Annotated in this window: 14 protein-coding genes; 8 read left to right on the top strand and 6 right to left on the bottom strand. The window is 68.1% G+C overall.

Going from position 1 to position 18,171, the window contains the following annotated elements; translation table 11 throughout:
* Nucleotide 1: 1 nt before the first annotated feature.
* The 3 genes from yidC to rsmG are packed head-to-tail and all read left to right on the top strand — an operon-like array spanning nucleotide 2 to nucleotide 2,232.
* Nucleotides 2-1,075: a membrane protein insertase YidC gene (gene yidC, locus OVA26_RS02530; protein ID WP_268102858.1), complete on the top strand. Its 1,074-nt coding sequence runs from the start codon at nucleotides 2-4 to the stop codon at nucleotides 1,073-1,075.
* 15 nt (nucleotides 1,076-1,090) lie between these two features.
* Entirely contained in the window at nucleotides 1,091-1,594 is a 504-nt protein-coding gene (locus OVA26_RS02525; protein ID WP_268102857.1) for a Jag family protein, read from the top strand.
* A gap of 8 nt (nucleotides 1,595-1,602) precedes the next feature.
* On the top strand, nucleotides 1,603-2,232 hold the full coding sequence (rsmG, locus tag OVA26_RS02520) for a 16S rRNA (guanine(527)-N(7))-methyltransferase RsmG (RefSeq protein ID WP_268102856.1): 630 nt from the start codon (nucleotides 1,603-1,605) through the stop codon (nucleotides 2,230-2,232).
* A 123-nt stretch (nucleotides 2,233-2,355) separates the two neighbouring features.
* On the opposite strand, the gene OVA26_RS02515 is transcribed toward rsmG, so the two are convergent.
* Both OVA26_RS02515 and OVA26_RS02510 read right to left on the bottom strand, forming a co-directional pair.
* Nucleotides 2,356-2,934: a TetR/AcrR family transcriptional regulator gene (locus OVA26_RS02515; RefSeq protein WP_268102855.1), complete on the bottom strand. Its 579-nt coding sequence runs from the start codon at nucleotides 2,932-2,934 to the stop codon at nucleotides 2,356-2,358.
* 325 nt (nucleotides 2,935-3,259) lie between these two features.
* Complete coding sequence (locus tag OVA26_RS02510; RefSeq protein ID WP_268102854.1) at nucleotides 3,260-3,457, bottom strand: hypothetical protein; 198 nt, start codon at nucleotides 3,455-3,457, stop codon at nucleotides 3,260-3,262.
* Nucleotides 3,458-7,107: 3,650 nt separating this feature from the next.
* Here OVA26_RS02510 and OVA26_RS02505 point away from each other — a divergent pair.
* The 3 genes from OVA26_RS02505 to OVA26_RS02495 all read left to right on the top strand — a co-directional run bounded on the left by OVA26_RS02505 (nucleotide 7,108) and on the right by OVA26_RS02495 (nucleotide 9,439).
* A complete protein-coding gene (locus OVA26_RS02505) occupies nucleotides 7,108-8,034 on the top strand; it encodes a ParA family protein (RefSeq protein ID WP_442786049.1) in 927 nt (308 codons plus the stop codon).
* Entirely contained in the window at nucleotides 8,034-9,008 is a 975-nt protein-coding gene (locus tag OVA26_RS02500; protein ID WP_268102853.1) for a ParB/RepB/Spo0J family partition protein, read from the top strand. Before OVA26_RS02505 ends, OVA26_RS02500 begins: the two co-directional genes overlap by 1 nt.
* A gap of 83 nt (nucleotides 9,009-9,091) precedes the next feature.
* On the top strand, nucleotides 9,092-9,439 hold the full coding sequence (locus OVA26_RS02495; protein ID WP_268102852.1) for a tryptophan synthase subunit alpha: 348 nt from the start codon (nucleotides 9,092-9,094) through the stop codon (nucleotides 9,437-9,439).
* A 251-nt stretch (nucleotides 9,440-9,690) separates the two neighbouring features.
* Here OVA26_RS02495 and trxA read toward each other — a convergent pair whose 3' ends face one another.
* From trxA to OVA26_RS02475, 4 genes are all read right to left on the bottom strand, one after another.
* The gene (trxA, locus tag OVA26_RS02490; RefSeq protein WP_056225032.1) at nucleotides 9,691-10,014 is read right to left on the bottom strand and encodes a thioredoxin; all 324 of its coding nucleotides are present in this window, start codon (nucleotides 10,012-10,014) and stop codon (nucleotides 9,691-9,693) included.
* A 61-nt stretch (nucleotides 10,015-10,075) separates the two neighbouring features.
* Nucleotides 10,076-11,062: a thioredoxin-disulfide reductase gene (gene trxB / locus OVA26_RS02485; protein ID WP_074694511.1), complete on the bottom strand. Its 987-nt coding sequence runs from the start codon at nucleotides 11,060-11,062 to the stop codon at nucleotides 10,076-10,078.
* 74 nt (nucleotides 11,063-11,136) lie between these two features.
* Nucleotides 11,137-12,735: a murein biosynthesis integral membrane protein MurJ gene (murJ, locus tag OVA26_RS02480; protein ID WP_268102851.1), complete on the bottom strand. Its 1,599-nt coding sequence runs from the start codon at nucleotides 12,733-12,735 to the stop codon at nucleotides 11,137-11,139.
* Nucleotides 12,732-14,978, bottom strand: coding sequence for a DUF6049 family protein (locus OVA26_RS02475; RefSeq protein WP_268102850.1), 2,247 nt, complete (start codon nucleotides 14,976-14,978; stop codon nucleotides 12,732-12,734). The genes murJ and OVA26_RS02475 overlap by 4 nt, the downstream gene beginning before the upstream one ends.
* Before the next feature lie 107 nt (nucleotides 14,979-15,085).
* Here OVA26_RS02475 and OVA26_RS02470 point away from each other — a divergent pair, with 107 nt between their 5' ends.
* Nucleotides 15,086-16,600 (top strand): DUF7059 domain-containing protein, encoded by a 1,515-nt coding sequence (locus OVA26_RS02470; protein WP_268102849.1) that lies wholly within the window; start codon nucleotides 15,086-15,088, stop codon nucleotides 16,598-16,600.
* A gap of 53 nt (nucleotides 16,601-16,653) precedes the next feature.
* The gene (locus tag OVA26_RS02465; protein ID WP_268102848.1) at nucleotides 16,654-18,105 is read left to right on the top strand and encodes a CCA tRNA nucleotidyltransferase; all 1,452 of its coding nucleotides are present in this window, start codon (nucleotides 16,654-16,656) and stop codon (nucleotides 18,103-18,105) included.
* The last annotated feature ends 66 nt before the right edge of the window (nucleotides 18,106-18,171 follow it).

Genomic DNA, 18,171 nt, shown 5'->3' with positions numbered 1-18,171 from the left:
CGTGCAATTCGATCTCATTGGGACCATCCTCTGGCCATTGAAATGGATGGTCGAACTCGTGCTGGTCGGATGGCACGCGCTCTTCACCGCGCTGGGCATGGCCCCGGCTGCGGGTCTGACCTGGGTGTTGTCGATCATCGGCCTGGTGCTGATCGTGCGCGCCGCCCTGATTCCGCTGTTCGTGAAGCAGATCAAGAGCCAGCGCAAGATGATGGAGATCGCTCCGGAGCTGCGCAAGGTCCAGGAGAAGTACAAGGGCAAGCGCGACCAGCTCTCTCGCGAGGCCATGAGCCGCGAGACGATGGCGCTGTACAAGAAGCACGGGACGACGCCCGTCTCGAGCTGCCTCCCGCTGCTCGTGCAGATGCCGATCTTCTTCGCCCTCTTCAGCGTGCTGAACGACGTCTCGAAGCACGCGGCGAGCGGTATCGGTGGCGTGGGCCTGCTCACGCCCGAGCTCACGACCGAGTTCTACGACGCGCGCCTGTTCGACGTGGCATCCATGCACGTCAACCTCGTCACGGCGTGGAGCCAGCCCGACGGGCAGGTCACCGTCGCGATCCTGCTCACGCTCGTCGTGCTCATGATCGGTTCGCAGTTCTTCACGCAGTTGCAGATCATCTCGAAGAACCTGTCGCCCGAGGCCAAGACCGGTCAGGCGTACCAGATGCAGAAGATCATGCTCTACATCCTGCCGCTGGCATTCATCTTCTCGGGCGTCTTCTTCCCGCTCGGTGTCGTCATCTACTGGTTCGTCAGCAACCTGTGGACGATGGTGCAGCAGTTCGTGGTCATCCGTGAGATGCCGACGCCCGGTTCCGACGCCGCCAAGGCTCGCGAGGAGCGCTTGGCGCGCAAGGGCAAGGCCATCGACTCGTCGGGCAAGGTCGTCCCGGTCGAGAAGTATCGCGCCGAGCAGGAGCGCCTCCTCGAAGAGGCCGAGAAGGCTCGCGCAGCCCAGCCGAAGCGTCAGCAGCCGGTCGGAAAGCAGCGCGCGAAGAAGCAGCAGTCCACCAAGAACACCGGTGCCGCGGGTGGATCCGCCGGCAACGCCGGCTCCGCACCCGCCTCCTGAGAACCGGAGATCACGATGACGACGTCCGATCAGATCGCCCCCGACCAGACCGCCGCCACCGAGGAGCAGCTCGAGCAGGAGGGCGACATCGCGGCCGACTACCTCGAGGGTCTCCTGGACATCGCCGACATCGACGGCGACCTCGCCATGGACGTACGCGCCGGCCGCGCGTACGTCTCGGTGGAGGCCGAGGATGCCACGGCGCTGTCCACCCTGTCGCACCCTGACACCGTTCAGGCGCTGCAGGAGCTGACGCGTCTGGCCGTGCAGAACTCGACGGGACGGTTCTCGCGCCTGATCCTCGACATCGGCGGATCGCGCGACGCCCGTCAGCGGCAGCTCGAGAACCTCGTCGACCGGGCCATCGCCCGTCTCGACGAGGGAGCCTCGCAGGCGTCGCTGCCGGCCATGTCGAGCTACGAGCGCAAGCTGGTCCACGACATCGCCGCCGACCGCGGGTTCACCTCCGAGTCGTTCGGTGAGGGTGCCGACCGCCACACCGTGATCCGTCGCGGCTGAGTGATCGGATGCCGGAACAGCTCGAGGCCGAGCCGAGCGCGGCGCTGACGCTGTTCGGCGATCACATCGAGAATGCCCGTCGTTTCACGCGGAATCTCGCCGTTCACGGGGAGGAACGCGGGCTCATCGGCCCGCTCGAGGTGCCGCGACTGTGGACACGCCACATTCTGAACAGCGCGATCGCCGCACCGTACTTCTCGGGGCGCGCCGTCGACGTGGGATCGGGTGCGGGTCTGCCGGGTCTCGTGCTCGCGATCGCTCGTCCGGACGTGGAGTGGACGCTCATCGAGCCGATGGAGCGCCGTACCGCGTGGCTGTCGGAGCAGGTTGCGGAGCTCGAACTTGAAAATGTGACCGTCGCGCGTATGCGTGGCGAGGAGTGGTCCGAGGGACGGGTGTTCGACGTGGCGACGGCCCGGGCGGTCAGCGCTCTGCGCACGCTTCTGCCGTTCACCGCTCCCCTGGTTCGACCAGGTGGCAGACTCGTCTTCTTGAAGGGCGCCAATGTGGGCGCCGAGGTAGACGCGGCAGCGAAGCAGGTGCGGAAGTTCGGGTTGACGGACGTCGCGATCGAGGTCGTCGGCGAGGGAGTGCTCGACGAACCCACGCGCGTGTTCGTGGCCACTGTTTCGCGCTGAGAGACCTGCGCGTCGCACTGACGGTCGCGAGCGAGCCGGATCACACGGCATCCCGATCTCACGGGTCGTCGTCGACGAGCGCGCGAGGTCCTCGTGGACTGCCGGGCGGGGTGTCCGTGCGAGCTACGGTTGATGCGGGCGTGACACCTCGGGTGCACCCGGGTCGATGCTTCGGAGGAACATGGTGAAGGCCTGATCGACGCGGCGGAAGTCCGCCGTCGCATCCAGGTCCATGATCAATCCGCGGATGACGGCGAGGACCAGCGATGCGGACGGTGGCGGGTCGATCGTCGACAGACCCTGGGTGAGCAGCGGGAGCCAGTCGGTGGTCGCTCGTGCGCGAAAGCCCGGCCACAGCGAGTTCTCGCGCTGCTCACGGAGCTGCGTGAACATCCGCAAGAAGGACTGGCCCTCGGGTTCGGTCATGCCCACCCAGGCTGTGGCCAGCGTGTGCGTGTAGCTCGTCCCCGGGACGACGCGGAGGAGCTCGCCGAAGGATGCGAGGTGCATCTCGCGTGCTCGACGCAGCACGGCGCGGAACAATTCGTCGCGGGTGCCGAAGTGGTAAAGCAGCATTCGTGCGGATGTGCCCGTCGCCTGGGCGAACGGCTCGAGTCGATCGGGGAGCCCGTGCGCGAGGGCATGTTCGGCGCACTGATCCAGCAGGTCTTCTGCGATTACTGGCTGCCTCTGTCTTCCCACGGCGTGATCATTTCATGTAATTGTTGTTACGTCTAACCTTGACGGGTCAGCACGAAAGGCCGTGGCCGTGGAGGTCGTATTTGCGCACGGAGCATTGGTGCGGGATGGCGCGTGGTGGTGGAAACCGACGGCTGATCTCCTACGGGACCGGACCGGGATCGTGAGCCGCGCTGTCGCGCTTCCTTCGTGCGGTGAGACGGCTGAGCCCGCGTCTGGAGGTCTGGTGGCGGATGCCGCGGCCCTGCGTCTCGCCCTGGATCGGGCGGCGACTCCTGCAAGACGCCGATGCCGCCCTCCAGTCCGAAGCCTGGGGCCGAGATACGTTTCAATCCACGGCGGCTTTCGCGACCCCGGTCTCGTGCGCGGGCTGGCACGGGGTGGATTCGGCGTACATCGGGTGCCAAGAGGACCGCAGTGCGCCTGTCGTCCTGCACGCGTTCATGCTGCTCGCGCGCGATGGTTCGGCGAGCTTCGGACCGGCCACCATCCCTTCGTCTCGCGTCCCGATCTCGTCGTCGATCATCTCGAGCTGCTGCTGTGAGACGCGAACGTGAAGCCTTCCCAATCGGCAGGATCGAGCGCGCGTACCTTGCAGTGGTGGGACGGTGAGCACCAAGGAACGAGACGCGGGCGTTTCACGTGAAACGGGCGCTGAGCAAGGCCGGTGGGGAGGTTGTCGCGACGTGGCGGTTGTGTGGAGCGAACCGGGATCCAGGTGCCCGCGCCTGGTCATTGGGTAGGCCCTCGCGTCGGGCGGGGTGGGCTGGCCTTCGCGCTGAGAGTGGTCCGCGTTAGCTCGGCGTTCCATGGGTATGGATCTCGTGCGCTCTCTTATGGCGGTGATCGAACGACTGTCCTGGTCCGCGTGGGTGTTTTAGGCGATCGGGGACACTACTTTTCGGCTGGGCTCGGGGAGGACGTTACGTGTCCCGAGCCTTTCAGCGAGCCGCCAGTGGGCCGCTCGTGGTTTCGTCGTCGATGGGTATGTGTCGGCCTCGGGTGGGGTGTGATGCCGGGCTTTGGTCGCACAACGAATGCTGCTCTCCCCCGGCCGGCGGCAGTGCGAACGCCCCGCTGCTATCGCAATGTTTCACGTGAAACCTTTGACGCTCGCGGATGGTGCGGGAGCTGGGCGTCCTGCAGAGGATCTCGAGCTTGTCGAGTGGCGGAGATCATCCTGGCGCCGTGGGTCTGCCAGCTCGGTCTGTGTGGAGAGGTGTGGAAAGAGTGGATCGCCTTCGCGACGGGTGATCTGTTCTGCTCCGCCGGCCTTCGCGCTCGTTCGCGGCCACCCAGCGCCTATCGGTGGGCCGATTTCGTCGTCTTCCGAGCTCTGGCGCGATGCCATCCGCGACGGCGGCACGAGGCCCTCCTTGGGGCTGGGCTGGGTCTCGAAGGGCGGACTAGCTAGCGTTTGGCGGTCCGATGCGTCCTCGAATGTCGAGGGCGCTGCGTCAGAGCTCGGAATCATCTCTGGTCGCTGTGCTCGTGTTCGGTTGGCGAGCGCGGGGTGTCGCAGTGGTGCCGTCCTCTTCCCTGAAGTTCTGTCCGCCACGGAGGAGCGACACAGACCGCGCTCTTACTCGAGCGCGCAGCCCCTCCCCCACATCGCTTCGTGTAGCCCTCGAGCCGCCACCTGAAGACGACCGCTCCCGCCGTGGACGCCATGCACTGAGAAGCGGGAATCCCCTCCCCCGGAACCCGTCGTGATGGAGTGGGTGTCACGACCGGGCGCTGGAGCCGTGCGCGATTGATCACGCAGAGCCGGTAATTTTGCAGCGCCAGAAGGTCAGCCATGACCCACCTGGTTGCTTGGTGCGGAACGTGCGGGGATATGTTTCACGTGAAACATGTCGCTGGTGATGTCTCGCGGGACGAGCCGAAAGGCAGCAAGACCCTCTTCTCTTGACAACATGAACCGCGGCTTAATCGCGGTCCGGTTACACCCACGAATATGACCGCGCCCGTCGGGATGGCACCACGGTGAAAGGCGCGCCCGGTAGTCTCGCGCCTGTTTCCAGGGGTGGAGCGATCTGGACTGGTGACCAGCACCTCTTTGGGAGCCGGCTCCGCGCAGACGGAGCGCGTGCGGTTGCTCTCCTTCGGGTGTCGGCATGCAATGGGTGTGACAAAGCCATTGCGCGCTGGCGGTCGATCTCCTCTCGCTCCTGCACTGGTCCTTCTGGGCACGGAACAGGGCTGCTGGTGTGCGAGCGCGAGGCGCACGGCCTGATTCTGTCGAGGACCGGGAAGTGCAGGGCACGCCGGACTAGCGGACCATTCGACTGCCAACGCGTGGAAGAAGGCCGACCCCTGCATGGGATCAACTCACCCGACGTTTCACGTGAAACATCCCACCGCGCGGGTCGCGCGTAAAGCTGGCAGGCCCACGTCGGACGCGCGTGCCTATACCGACGCGTCGCGCTGTGGCCACATGGTGGCGGAGCTCGGCGCCTGGATGGCCGTGCACATAACCCCTGAGTACCCCGCGCTGACGTGAACGCCCCAGGTGTCATCCGAACGCGCATGTATCGCGGACGGTACGACAATCGAGCGAAGCTGTCGCGCCGCAGTCTGGCGGCTCTGCCGGTGAGTCTCCGGTATCCACCGAATCGAGCCTGGAAACCGGTGAGATCGCAAGGCTTCTGGCTCGTCTCGAGAGTGGCCTCAGTCCCCGGCCAAAGGACGAAGGTGACTCAGGTCTGCCATTGCCCGTCTGCGTGAGGTGCGCGCGTCCGATCACCGCGCAGGCCTCGCGGACGGACTGGTGGCGGGCGCGACCGGCGGAGTGCGCTCTACGCACGGCGGCCGCGGATTCATGCCGTTGTGGTGCGAACTCTTCTCCCCCGCCGCCCATCGCTCACGTCGGCATTGAGCGACTCGCTGTTATTGCTGGCTGGCGGTCGTTTTGTGGCGGTGCTGCCCACGCGTCCTCATACCGGTCCGCTCCCCTGCGTCGTGCCCTGGCATTACGCCGGCGTGACTCGCACCGGACTCGCGGTCGTCGTCTGACGGAACTGCTCAACCCCGCGTGGTTTCGGTCCACCCCTGTGCCGCGCGCGGCTCTTACGAAGGCGTGGCTCGCACCGGATCGGTGCTCGTCGTTGGACGGAGCTGCTCAACTCGGCGGGATTCCGGCCGACCCCCCGGGCCGTGCCCGGCTCTTGCGGAGGCGTGGATCCCATCGGACTGGCGCCCGCCGTCTGGAACTGCCCAACTCCGTCTGATTCCGGTCCGATCCCCTTCGCCGTGCGTGATGCCCGCGGCGGCGCGGCTCGCATCGCACGTGCTGAATCCGCTGCCGTGTGATCTACCAGGGCGATCACCGGTTCGGAGGTCCGAGGACGTGCGCCGCCAGCAGCCGTATGAGTGCTCTCGGGCGATTGCATCGCGCGCACCGATGCGTCACACGCCCAGGTTGTGAGGCCAGCCCGAAGACTTTGCCCTGGCGCGAGTGACAAGAACGTGAACGCCTCCCGGAGACGCGGGCTGGCTGGTCGCGCTCGCGACAAGACTCGGAGTTCCCTGTTGTCACCAGGAGTGGGCGTCATCCTGTATGGCTGAGGCGTGTCGACATTGGCTGACGATAGCGGTCAGTTTTTCGCGCCGCGATGGGCTACGTCCTCCCCCGTCCTGGGTGGGGTGGCTGCAGAAATCGCGAGACTGCTTAACCTCTCGAGGTTAGTCGCGGAAACATTAGCTCCCCATCCGAACGAACGCATGGCCGCGCTCAAGGCGTCGGCGCTAAGTCGACCCAGCGTAAGGAGGCGAAGAGCAAGCCGCGGCACGGCATGTTTCACGTGAAACATCCTGCCGCTCAGCTCGAGCAGACAACAGCTGCTATCGCAAAGCGCCATACGCTCGAAATCGGTTGCGTAGCGACCTTCTTCTGCGCATTTTCGCCAGGACCTCAATTCTCCGCATACGTTTCACGTGAAACATCCCCCACAGGCCGACTAGTGCTCAACTCGGCGGCGCGAGATGAGGACCGCCCCACAGTCAGATCAGAACCGGACGTTTCACGTGAAACGAACACAGAGGTCCTGTCCGGGGGTGCGACCCCTTGTGAGTCGGGCTGGGCCCCCGGCCCTCAGTTGCACGTGATCGAATGCATCCGCCCATCAGGAATGTCAGCACCCGCGGGTAGACTGATCGGGTTGGCGACGGGAAGGTGTGTTTCACGTGAAACAGTCCGATGAGGCAGCCACGCCGTCATCCTTCGAGGACTCCCCCATTGCACGTGAGATCGCGAATCTCTCGGCGCGGAGGCGTGTGCTCGACGAGACCACCGTCGAGTTGTCCGGTCGAACCCGTGTCTTCACGGTGTCTAACCAGAAGGGCGGAGTGGGGAAGACCACGACCGCTGTTAACATCGCTGCCGCACTCGTCTCGGTCGGTGCTCGCGTCCTCGTCATCGATCTCGACCCCCAGGGAAATGCGTCGACCGCCCTGGGTGTCCCCCACAACGCTGATACATCCAGCGTCTACGACGTGCTCATCGATGAGTTCCCTCTCGCGGATATCGTGCAGATCAGCCCCGAATCCCCCAACCTGCTCTGTGCTCCGAGCACCATCCACCTGGCCGGCGCCGAGATTGAACTGGTGTCGCAGGTCGCGCGTGAACATCGGCTTCGGGGGGCGCTGCGGGATTACCTCGCGATCGAGGGCAATCACCTCGATTTCGTCATCATCGACTGCCCTCCCTCGCTGGGACTGCTGACGATCAACGCGTTCACCGCGGCCGACGAGGTCATGATCCCCATCCAGTGCGAGTACTACGCGCTCGAGGGGCTGAGCCAGTTGCTCGGCAGTGTGCAGATGATCCAGAAGCACCTGAACCCCGGTCTTCACGTATCGACGATCCTCTTGACCATGTACGACGGGCGTACGCGTCTCGCACAGCAGGTCGCGGAGGAGGTTCGTTCGCACTTCACGGACGAGGTGCTCGACACCGTCATTCCTCGATCCGTCCGTGTGTCCGAGGCGCCGAGCTTCGGGCAGACCGTCATCGCGTACGATGGCCAGTCAGCGGGCGCCATCGCCTACCGCGAGGCAGCAGTAGAGATCGTCGCTCGCGACACCACCAAGAAGGGCTCCTGATGGCCAAGAGGACCGGTCTGGGGCGCGGTATCGGCGCCCTCATCCCCACGATGGAGCCGTCGGAGGCACGTCCCGTCGATGTCTTCTTCCCCGACGGGGTCGCGGCGGCGAAGGACGCGGCGGCGAAGACCGAGGCGGATCGCGCCGATGACGACGCGGCGCTGGTGACGGTGCCGGGTGCACGCCTCGTGCACATCGACCCGAAGACCATCGTCCCCAACCCTCGTCAGCCTCGTATGCACTTCGATGCGGATGACCTCGCAGAGCTCGTCCACTCGGTCCGCGAGTTCGGTGTCCTTCAGCCCGTGGTCGTTCGCGACAAGGGCGACGGCACCTACGAGCTGATCATGGGTGAGCGACGCACGCGTGCCTCCCGCGAGGCCGGGCTCGAGAGCATCCCGGCGGTGGTCCGCGAGACCGATGACGAGTACCTCCTTCGCGACGCGCTGCTCGAGAACCTTCATCGTTCTCAGCTGAACCCCCTCGAAGAGGCATCCGCGTATCAGCAGCTGCTCGAGGACTTCGGCATCACTCAGGAAGAGTTGGCGACGCGCATCGGTCGCTCGCGTCCGCAGATCAGCAACACGATCCGCCTGCTGAAGCTGCCCGTCCCGGTGCAACAGCGCGTTGCTGCCGGCGTTCTCAGCGCCGGGCATGCTCGCGCGATCCTCTCTCTGGACGACCCCAAAGAGATGCAGAAGCTCGCGGACAAGATCGTCAACGAGGATCTGTCGGTTCGCGCTGCTGAGGCTGCCGCCAAGATGCCGGGTGTCGCCCCGGTTCGTCAGAAGCCGAAGGCCGGATCGCGCCGGTCGGGACTCGACGACATCGCGGATCGTCTCGGCGACAGGTTCGACACCAAGGTCCGCGTGTCTCTCAACGCCAAAAAAGGCCAGATCAGCATAGATTTTGCCAGCATCCAGGACCTCAATCGCATCCTCGCGACGCTGGGTGAAGAGGGCTACACCGGCTGAAGCGGGACCGCCGGCAAGCTGATCTCGCGGCGATCGAACGCGGCCCCGCGCCCGGTGTCGGTAGGTCGACGTACGCTGGAACGGTGACAGCGAACGACGATACCCCGCGCCGTCGCGCCAGCCTCGAGCTCTTGCGCGCGGAAGCCTCCGACGAACTCGCGGTCCTCGTTCACGAACGTCTGCGCGGCGGTGAAGATCCGTGGGACTTCATGGAAGACCTGCCCAGTGTCGACGAACTCGTCGTCCTCACTCTGCGCGCCGACAACATCTTCGAGAACGGTGGAGTTCGCCCCAACCGCTCGCGCAACTACCGCGTGCTTCGCCAGATCGCGCTCGACTACCCCCCGCTCACGAAAGCCGTGTGGAGGATCCTGGGCGAGGAAGAACCCCACCGCCGGTGGGACGCCAACGTCAGGCTCGACGCCTCCTGAGTCCCTCGGTCGCCCCCCGGGCACTCCGGGGTCGAAACAGCGTCGAACGGCCCTCAGATCGCCGGTGAGCGCTCGCACGGCGGGCGTCTGTGTGATCGACGCCGTCTTGCGCCTCGTCAATCAGATCCGTCGTCAGCGCCGTCGCCGGGAGTGATGGCATCCTGAGTCGGCTTTTCTGCCTCAGCGGGGCTCGCCCGCACATGCGAACGTCCCCGGCGCCCTGAGGCACCGGGGACGTTTCGTGAGAGGTCTCAGCCGAGGAACGCGGCGAGGTCCTGCTCGAGCGCGTACTTGGGCTTCGCGCCGATGATGGTCGTCTTGACCTCACCGCCCTGGAAGACCTTCATCGCGGGGATGGAGGTGATCTGGTACTTCATCGCGAGGTCCGGGTTCTCGTCGACGTTGAGCTTGAGGACGGTGATCTTTCCCGCGTTCTCGTTCTGGATCTCGTCGAGGACGGGGGCGACCATGCGACACGGTCCGCACCACTCAGCCCAGAAGTCCACGAGAACGGGTCCGTCGGCCTGCAGGACGTCCTGCTCGAACGTTGCGGAGGTCGTCGCCTTGGCAGTCATTGCATTTCTCCTTAGTGAAAGCGTCAATTGATGAAAACGCCGGTGAACCGGGTTTTGTTCCTCAGACGACCGCGGCGTCGGGGAGGCCCTCGATGGGGCTCTCGGCGACAGCGGGCTCGCCGGCCTCGCCGCGGGCGGCGAGGAAGTGCTCCACGTCGAGGGCGGCGACGGTTCCACTGCCCGCGGCCGTGATGGCCTGGCGGTAGGTGGGGTCGATGACGTCACCGGCGGCGAAGACACCCTCCACCGACGTGCGCGACGAACGGCCGTCGACCCAGATGGTGCCCTGGTCGGTCAGCTGCAGCTTGTCGTGGACGAGGTGCGTGCGGGGGTCGTTGCCGATCGCCACGAACAGACCGTCCAGCGGCAGTTCACGCGTCGAGTCGTCGACCGTGGAGCGCAGGCGTACACCGTTCACGGCCTCGTCTCCGAGGATCTCGTCGACGGCGCTGTTCCAGATGAACTCGATCTTCGGGTTCGCGAAGGCGCGCTCCTGCATGATCTTCGACGCGCGGAGCGAGTCCTTGCGGTGGATGATGTAGACCTTCGACGCGAACTTGGTGAGGAAGTTCGCCTCTTCCATCGCGGAGTCGCCGCCGCCGACCACGGCGATCGTGCGGTCGCGGAAGAAGAAGCCGTCGCACGTCGCGCACCACGAGACACCGCGGCCGGACAGGCGCTCCTCGCCCTCGAGACCGAGCTTGCGGTAGGCGGAACCGGTCGCGTAGATGACCGAGACGGCCTCTTCGACCTTCCCGCTTCCGAGCGTGACCTTCTTGACGGGACCGTCGAGCTCCAGCGACACGACGTCGTCGTAGAGCACCTGGGCGCCGAAGCGCTCGGCCTGGGCCTGCATCTTGGCCATGAGGTCGGGTCCCTGGATGCCGTCGGGGAACCCGGGGAAGTTCTCGACCTCGGTCGTGTTCATGAGGTCGCCACCGGCTTCGACGGAGCTCGCGACGACGAGGGGCTCGAGGTTGGCTCGGGCAGCGTAGATGGCGGCCGTGTATCCAGCCGGGCCCGATCCGATGATGATGACGTGACGCACGTTTGCGCCTCCCTCTCGTTGATTCCGTCGGATGAAACCCATGGTAGCCGCGGGGTATTCCACGGCCCCGGGGGCTAGCGCTGGGGGAGGAACCGCCGGCCGAGCGCGAGCGCCGGGGCGAGTTCGGGAGTACGGAACAGGGCCAGGATGCCGATGTACACGGCGAGGACGACCAGACCCAGCACCGCGGCACCGGCGATCCCGGCCGCGACGCTGCTCGTCATCCATCCTTCGGGGCCGCCCAGCAGGATCAGGACGCCCCACCCGGCCGCGGCGGCGGGGATCGCGGCGAGGGCGAAACGTCCGAGTGCCGACAGCCAGGAGCCCGTGCCGATGCCGGAGAGGCGGCGGCGCAGCAGCACCGTCGCCACGACCACCTGCACGATGCTCGCGAACGACTGGGTCAGGGCGACGCCGGCGGCCAGGTCGGACCGATCGACGAACGCGCCGGCCGCGATGGCCCCTCCTGCGACGAGCGCGCACTGCAGCAGGGTGAAGAAGAAGGGGGTGCGAGTGTCGTTGTAGGCGTAGAAGGTGCGCTGGATGACGAAGAGCACGGCGAGGGGCACGAGGCAGACCAGGAAGCACCACAGGACGGGAGCGGCGGCGAGGGCCTGCTCCGATCCGTTCGTGAAGATCCGGCTGGCGGGGACGGCGGCCACGGCGAGGGCGGCGGTGGCCGCGACGATGAAGAACCCCAGGGTGCGGATGCTGCGAGCGATGTCGGCTCGTACCTCGTCGTCGCGTCCCGCGGCGGCGTGCTCGCTGAGCTGCGTGAAGTAGGGCGTTCCGATCGACAGCACGATGATCGAGTACGGCAGCATGAACAGCAGCCAGGCGTTCTGCGAGGCGAAGATCGCGGGATCGTTGCCGGAGGCGCCCGAGAGCACGTTCGACTGCACGATTCCGGCGAGCTGGCCGGCGACGACCATCAGGAAGGTCCAGCCCGCGAGGCGGCTGATGTGTCGGAGCCCCACGCCTCGCCATTGGAAGTCGGGACGCAGGGTCAGTCCCGCGCGGCGCCAGAAGAACATCAGCACCGCCGTCTGCACGACGATACCGCCGGTCGCGGTGGCGGCGAGAACGGCGATCATCGAGGGCGTCCACGCGTCGACGCGCACCTGCTGTCCCCCGAAGAGCAGGATGAACGCACCGAAGCCCGCGATCGACACGATGTTGTTGACGATCGGCGCCCACGTGTACGGACCGAAGACGCGACGGGCGTTGAGGATCTCGCCGAGCAGGGCGTAGAGACCGTAGAAGAAGATCTGCGGCAGGCACCAGTAGGCGAATGCGGTGGAGAGGGCCAGCTGATCGTCGGTGAACTTGCCCGCGTACACATGCACCAGGAGTGGTGCGGCGATCATCGCGAGAGCGGTGGCCCCGAGCAGGCCCACCGTGCCGAGGGTGAACAGCTTCGAGATGAACGCCTGTCCCCCGTCCGCGTGCGCGGCGGCCTTCACGATCTGCGGGACGACGACGGCGGTCAGCAGGCCGGTCGAGATGATCGCGTAGATGTTGTTCGGCAACTGGTTGGCGACGGCGAAGGCGTCACCCGCGCTGCTGATTGACCCGATGGCGGCCACGAGCACGATGGTGCGCAGCACCCCGCTGACGCGCGACACGATGGTCCCGGCCCCGATGAGCACACTGGCCCGTCCGATGCTGCTCACGGGCGTGTCTCCTGCTCGATGTCCGAAGGGTTCTCGTGGGGGGCGTGCTCGTCGGTGAGGGGATCGTCGGCGTCCTCGGCGGGGCTGCGCCCGTCGGCATCCGGATCCTTCACGCCGATCCCATCCACGGGCTCGTCGTCATCGGAGACCGGGGACGACGCCTCCTCGGCGCGCAGCCGGCGACGGCGCGCGACCGTGCGGACGACCCCGAGGCTCAGGAAGCCCACGATGAGGGCGATGACGACGACGATGCCGATGTTCTCCCACTCCGCGCGCACCTCGACGTCGACCGCCTGGGGTGATCCGATCGGCACGCCCGAGGGGCTGTACAGCTGCAGGTCGACGCTGACCTCGCCGTTGGCGATACGCGCCTCGACGGGCACCTCGACGCGTGTGTTGGCCGAGGCCTGGGCATCGATCGTAGTGCGGTCCTGTACGCGCAGGCGGACGTCGTTGGTGCGGACGGACATCACGACGGTCACCGGCCACGGCAGGTCGTTGCGCACCCACGGGCGCAGCGGCGCGCTCGAACTGACCAGACGGAAGTCTGATGACAGGATGCCGACGGAGTCGAGCGTCGTGCGCGTGGCGGCGCGGTGGTCGGCGACGGCCTGGCGGGCGGCATCCCCCGTCCACGACACGTTCGTGACCTGGAGGAGCTCCGCGCGTTCGCGTCCGGTGAGCAGCTCGGGCTGATCGAGGATCGACGCGAACCGATCGACGTTCTGTTCGTCGCTCACGAGGTTGCGGACCTCGTCGACGCGAGCCGCGTCGACGTCGGGAGCCTCGAGCGAGATGTCGGATGCCGGCACCGAGGCGACGGCGCGCAGGGTCGACGCCGTGTACCCCGGCGCGGTGGCGGCGAGGCCGAGGGTCGCGCGCAGGCTCACGCGCGAACGATCGGTGCCCCGGTCGAGGACGGCGAGGACCGGCTGGTCGGCGGTGACGGTGCGGGCGATGGAGAGGTAGGCCTGGGCGGCCGCCAGCGAGGCTCCGCGACGGGTGCTGTCGTTCTGACCGGCCGCGTCGGCGAGGGCGCGCGAGACCTCCGCGTCGTAGACCGGCGTCGAGACCCCTCCGACGCGGGCGGAGGCTTGCCGCCCCCCGCCGGAGACGCTGGTCGACGGGATGAGCACGTGGGTGGGGTCGTCGGCGCTGCCGAGCGCGCCGAGGGTGGCGACGGTGTCCGCTCCCGCGGTTCCGGTCGCGGGCCAGTACACGTTGGGGGTCGCGACCCCGATGTCGAGCAGCGTCGAGAGGGACGGATACGAGGGCTGGCCGGGCGTCGTGCTGGACGCCGGTTCGGGCGTCGACACGGCGGACACCGCCGGGGCGGGCTGCACGAAGTCAGCCGCGGCCATGTAGTTCTGCAGTGAGGTGGGGCCGAGCGGGGCCGTGAGCCCGGCGTGCAGCTGCGCGGCGACGTCGGAGTCGCCGAACTGGAGGGCGAACCGGTCGTTCGGCAGGGCCAGAAGTCGCTGGAGCCACGCCACCGCGGTGGGCGGGGCGGCCGAGCCGAGCACCCGGATCGCCGCGGGGATCGCGGGATCGACGGCCAGGGTGGCCGCGGTGCCGTCCACCGCGTCGAGCTGCGCGGACAGACCGCCGTCGACCGCGGTCAACTCGGCCAGCTCGTTCGCGGTGAGAAGACCGCGCGTCAGGGGGGCCGCCGTGATCGGGACGACGAGGGCGATCGGCGTTTGCGCCCCCGCGTCAGCCGGAACGACGACCACGCTCGATGCCGTCAGCCCGCCGCTCGTCGCGAGGACCGGGTAGACGCCGGTGGCGCGGTTCGCGAGGGCCGGGTCGGTCCCCGGTGCCGTGAGGGTGGTGATCGACTGGGCGCCGGAGGCGGTGGCATCCAGGGTTCCCGTCGCGACCTGCTGGAGGGCGATGCCGGAGGCGTCACCGCTGAGCCATCGATCGATGGAGGCGTCGTCGGCCAGGGGGGCGGAACCGATCGACAGGGCGACGGGGCCGGCGGGCGCAGCCGATGACCCGGCCGCGAGACTCACGACGACCGACAGGGCGTCACCGGGACGCAGGATGCCGTTCGCCGAGGGAGCCGCGATGAGCACGGACGGCGAGCTCGAGGCCGACGGCGAAGGGCTGGGCGTCGCAGCGGAGGCCGCCGAGACCGGCAGTGCCACGCCCGCGACGATGGCCCCGGCGGCGAGGGTCGCCAGGAGCCGGCGCGTGAAGGAGCGCCGCGGCACGGGTGCGCCCGAAGGCAGGGAGGTCACGGTCATACGAGCGTCGGTGGAACGAGGGGGCCTCGCACCGCCTGCGAGTCTAGGCCCGCCTCCCTCCAAGCCCCCCGATAGCCTCGCGCAGACGGTTGAATGGACCGGTGCTTCCCGAACCCGATCCCCAGCTGTGCCAGGCCCTCGCCGATGATCTCCGCACCGCGGACTACACGAGCGCCGCCCTCCGCGCCGCCTGGGGACCCCAGGCCGACGACGCCGTCGCGAGGGGGCTCCGCCGCCCGGCCACGCGCGCGTTGGGTGAGCGCGGCGATGCGCTCGCCGTGCTGGGTCGTCTGTGGGGGCTCGGGCTGCCCGTCCCCCGCGGTGACGCCGAGGCGGCGCTGCCGACGTTGCGCGTCGACGGAGCGGCCGCGCTCGGACTGCTGGAGATCTCGGGGGATGCCGTGACCCCCGCCGTGCTCGTGAGGCCTCAGTCCTTCGCCGACGACGAGGGGGAGGTCGAGTGGTGGATCGCCAGTGACCTCGACGAAGCGGCCCTCGAGGGTCCGCTCCCCGAGGACCACGTGCTCGGCGTCGGCGGGGCCTCCCAGACCCTCGCGCGCCTGCAACTCACCCGCCGAGCGCGCACGGCCCTCGACATCGGCACGGGCTGCGGCATCCAGGCCCTCCGGCTGCGCCGTCTCGTCGACCACGTGGTCGCGACCGACATCTCCGAGCGCGCGCTGCGCTTCACCCGCCTCAACGCCTTCGTGAACGGCGTGGACGGGATCGAGACCCGCCTGGGCTCGCTGTTCGAGCCCGTCGCCGGCGAGACGTTCGACCGAGTGGCATCCAATCCCCCGTTCGTCATCACGCCGCGCGTCGCGGGGGTTCCGGCGTACGAGTACCGCGACGGCGGAATGGAGGGCGACTCCCTCGTCGCCGCGGTCATCTCGGGCGTGGGGGAACATCTCGCGCCCGGGGCGGTGGCGCAGTCGCTGGGCAACTGGGAGTACCGGTGGGGAGAGTCGGGGCTCGATCGCGTGCGCGAATGGGTCGGCTCGTCGCTCGACGCGTGGGTGATCGAACGTGAAGTGCTCGACCCCCTCGCGTACGCCGAGCTGTGGGTGCGCGACGGCGGAACGGTCCCCGGCACACCCGAGTACGCGCGGCTCGTCGACGCGTGGCTCGACGACTTCGCCGCACGGGGAGTGACCGGCGTCGGGTTCGGGTACGTGCTGCTGCGGCGACCTCTCGCGGGCGGGCCGACCCTCGCGCGGTACGAACGCGTCTCGGGCGGCGGCGAATCGGCGTTCGGACCGCACCTGTCGGCATCCCTCGCCGCCCATGACCGGGCCGCCCTGCTCGACGATGACGGACTGGCCTCGAGCGTGCTGCGCGTGGCCCCCGACGTCACCGAGGCGCGCCATCACCGCCCGGGCGAGGAGGACCCCTCGGTCATCGAACTCCGACAGGGCGGCGGCTTCGCGCGCACGCTTGAGGTCGACCCGGGGCTCGCGGCCCTCGTCGGCGCCTGCGACGGCGACCTGGCCGTGGGAGCCCTCGTCGATGCGATCGCCCAGCTCATGGAGGTGGGCGCCGAGGCCCTGCGCGCCGACCTGCTGCCGCGGGTGCGCGAGTTGCTGGTGACGGGGTTCCTGGGCTTTGCCGACGACTGACGCGTCGTTCCTGCCCGACGGAGCCGTCGGCGGCCCCGGATAGGCTCGAAGGCATGCTGAACATGGCTGAGGGTCTCGCGCGCCTCGAGGAGCTCGCCGCGCATCCCGTGGTCGCCACGCTCGCCCGGGTCTTCGCCGATGCCGGTCGCGATCTGGCGATCGTGGGCGGTCCCGTGCGCGACGCCCTGCTGGGGCGCGTGACCCACGATTTCGACTTCACCACCGACGCTCGCCCCGACGAGATCCTCGCGCTCGTGAAACCCGTCTCGAGCGTGCAGTGGGACGTCGGACGGGCGTTCGGCACCATCGGCGCCCGGGTGAAGGGCGAACAGGTCGAGATCACCACGTACCGCGCGGACAGCTACGACGGGGTCACCCGCAAGCCCACCGTCGAGTTCGGCGACACCCTCGAGGCCGACCTCAGCCGCCGTGATTTCACCGTGAACGCCATGGCGCTCCGCGTTCCCGCCCGCACACTCGTGGACCCCACCGGCGGTGTGGAAGACCTCATCGCCGGCCGCCTGCGCACGCCCATCGACCCCGCCGTGAGCTTCGGCGACGACCCCCTGCGCATGCTGCGCGGAGCCCGCTTCGCGTCGCAACTCGACTTCGTCGTCGACCCCGACACCCTCGACGCGATCCGCGAGTTGCGCAGCTCGCTCGCCATCGTCAGTCCCGAGCGGGTGCAGGCCGAGCTCGTGCGCCTCCTGCAGACGGATGATCCCGTCCGCGGCATCCGGGTTCTCGTCGAGACCGGTCTGATCGAGGAGTTCCTCCCCGAAGTCCCCGCCCTGCGCCTCGAAGTCGACGAGCACCACCACCACAAGGACGTCTACGAGCACTCGCTGACGGTGCTGCGCCAGGCGATCGCGCTCGAGAAGCAGCGACACCCGGATACCGCCCCCGATGTGCCCCTGCGGCTGGCGGCGCTCCTGCACGACATCGGCAAGCCCGCCACCCGACGCCTCGAAGCGGGCGGGGGCGTCACCTTCCACCACCACGACATCAAGGGCGCGCGCATGGCGCGCAAGCGCCTGCAGGCCCTGCGGTTCGATGCGGCCACGACCACCGTCGTCACCCGACTGGTCGAGCTGCACCTGCGCTTCTTCGGCTACGCCGAGGGAGCGTGGACGGATGCCGCGGTCCGGCGCTACGTGCGCGACGCCGGCGACGAGCTCGAACGCCTGCACATCTTGACCCGGGCCGACGTGACCACGCGCAACAAGCGCAAGGCGCAGCGCCTGGCATCCGCGTACGACGACATCGAGGCCCGCATCGCCGCGCTCCGCGAGCAGCGCGGCGATGCGGGCCTCGAGCAGGAGGAGATCGACTCGATCCGCCCCGAGCTCGACGGCAACCGCATTCAGGAGGTCCTCGGCCTCACGCCCGGTCGCGAGGTCGGCGAGGCCTACCGCTTCTTGCTCGAGCTGCGCCTCGACGAGGGCGTGCTGGGCGAAGAAGAGGCCGAGAAGCGCCTGCGCGAATGGTGGGCGGCGCGGGGCTGAGGTCCGCGGCTTCGGGGCGACGGGGCTCGGGGCGCCCGGCGAGGGGGCGACACTCCCCGGTATCGG

It is taken from the genome of Microbacterium sp. SL62, from assembly GCF_026672635.1.
Classification (GTDB): Bacteria; Actinomycetota; Actinomycetes; order Actinomycetales; family Microbacteriaceae; genus Microbacterium; species Microbacterium testaceum_A.
This window is presented reverse-complemented; position numbering and strand designations above follow the sequence as displayed.

Excerpts from the sequence above, each read along its gene's own strand:
- trxA (WP_056225032.1), bottom strand. The coding sequence starts at position 10,014 with ATGACTGCCAAGGCGACGACCTCCGCAACGTTCGAGCAGGACGTCCTG.
- OVA26_RS02525 (WP_268102857.1), top strand. The coding sequence starts at position 1,091 with ATGACGACGTCCGATCAGATCGCCCCCGACCAGACCGCCGCCACCGAG.
- OVA26_RS02510 (WP_268102854.1), bottom strand. The coding sequence starts at position 3,457 with ATGATCGACGACGAGATCGGGACGCGAGACGAAGGGATGGTGGCCGGT.
- OVA26_RS02465 (WP_268102848.1), top strand. The coding sequence starts at position 16,654 with ATGCTGAACATGGCTGAGGGTCTCGCGCGCCTCGAGGAGCTCGCCGCG.
- rsmG (WP_268102856.1), top strand. The coding sequence starts at position 1,603 with ATGCCGGAACAGCTCGAGGCCGAGCCGAGCGCGGCGCTGACGCTGTTC.
- OVA26_RS02500 (WP_268102853.1), top strand. The coding sequence starts at position 8,034 with ATGGCCAAGAGGACCGGTCTGGGGCGCGGTATCGGCGCCCTCATCCCC.